Source organism: Natrinema hispanicum, from assembly GCF_900111485.1.
Lineage (GTDB): Archaea > Halobacteriota > Halobacteria > Halobacteriales > Natrialbaceae > Natrinema > Natrinema hispanicum_A.
This window is the reverse complement of the sequence record NZ_FOIC01000085.1, coordinates 1-1,651: the sequence shown is the minus strand read 5'-3', so window position 1 is coordinate 1,651 and position 1,651 is coordinate 1. Positions and strand designations below refer to the sequence as shown.

Annotated in this window: 1 protein-coding gene; it reads right to left on the bottom strand. The window is 46.3% G+C overall.

The window, feature by feature from the left end; translation table 11 throughout:
* Window positions 1–444 precede the first annotated feature (444 nt).
* Entirely contained in the window at window positions 445–1,392 is a 948-nt protein-coding gene (locus BSG09_RS20545; protein ID WP_139246303.1) for a hypothetical protein, read from the bottom strand.
* Between the last annotated feature and the right edge of the window lie 259 nt (window positions 1,393–1,651).

Genomic DNA, 1,651 nt, shown 5'->3' with positions numbered 1-1,651 from the left:
AGAAGTTCCTTGATTTTCAAAAGTTTCCTTGATCATTAAGGTCGGCCGGGCTGCGATCCCAATTCTCCTGTTCCTTCGCATCCGAGGTCCGTCACCCTCCTGTACTCGGAGGTGCATGTCATAGATCGACCTTCGGGACTCCATGGCATACTTCACGCTCCAGGTATTTCAGCGGGATTCTCATGGAGTCACCCTCGTACCAATTATCGAAATACCCCGATGATTGATAATACAGTCCCCACTCCGACGCACACCAGACCGGCCAGAAATAGGGGGAAAAGAGCATTATAGATAGCGACGAATTGTAGGGCAGCTATACCAATTAACGATAATTGAATTCCGAACAGCATCAACTTACAATCTACTATTGAAACCATATATTGATCTTCATATGAAAATTATAAATACATATCGCTTCTATTTAGAAGTAATAGAACAACTTTTCTAGATGATCTCGGATTGATGCACCTCAAGATTATTCCCGTCAGAATCTGTTGAAATTCTATGTTCAGTAATATCGATAGAAGGGCTGAATCCAATTGCTGGACCAGATGCGGAGAAACTCAACGTCGGTGAAATATTAAGCACTCCGTGAGCATGTGTATATGAAGCTCGCACGACACGACGGTCCGGTTCCCAATCTCCAATAGTGGAGAGATAGACACCACAGACTCCGGCAGGATAAACTCCCTCTTCTGTTTTTCCAGGATCGAGTAGTCCACAGTCATTATTATCTACAGCTACATCCTCCCACAGGTTATAGATCTCCTTATCGTCGAATCTGAACGATGTTCTCCCAACCGTTGGTTCATGCAGGTCTTCGTTCCATTTCACATGGTGATCCATTTGACCACTTGCGTCCATCGCACTCTCTCCACCGCCATCGGCAAGTTCGAAGTATTCGTTCTGCCGACTGTTCCATGCGATGCCAGCTGCGTCTCTTGGATCTTCACCATGACTATCAGGGATAAAACTACTTCCAGCACATGATGCTGAGAACTTGTACGCAACCGATAGCCAGGCATACATGTCCGTATCACCTGGGGCGTCCGAACCATCAGTGGCTCCGATTGTTACTTTCACTCCCCCGTCCTGCGGGTCATTGATTGCGTCAGGCTCTATTTCCGGAGTTCCCCCATCATCAGTTTGAGTATCATCTGGTCCGAGGGAGAAAGATTCTTCAACAGTCTTTGAAGCATATGAATATCCATTTTCTTCGAAGAATTTTTCCATGCCTTTGTTGCCCTGGGAACTCCCAATCGATAAGGCACGTTGCATATCCTTCTTGAATCTGTTACTATCTCCCTCAGAACTTTTCGCTGAGATGGTTCCTACGGTCGCATACAGTGCACTGGACGCTCCAACTGTTTTGAGGAGTTTTCTTCGTCTCACATACCAACATGAAATGTGACGCATCTAAAATCTTTTTATTTATCCAACTATTTATACTATAAGTCAATTCGCAGTTGGGTGGCAATTCACCGTCAGACCGATTTCGTAGCAGTCTCATGAATTGTCTCTCAATGGTGAACCAAGTGTGTCGCTGGGGATTGGCGGATCGCCGGAAAGAGCGGTTGGGTTTTCTGAAGAACCTCTATTATGGCGATTCGATTGCGGAAGCTGCCGACCGTGAGGGCAGGTCGGCAGCGAC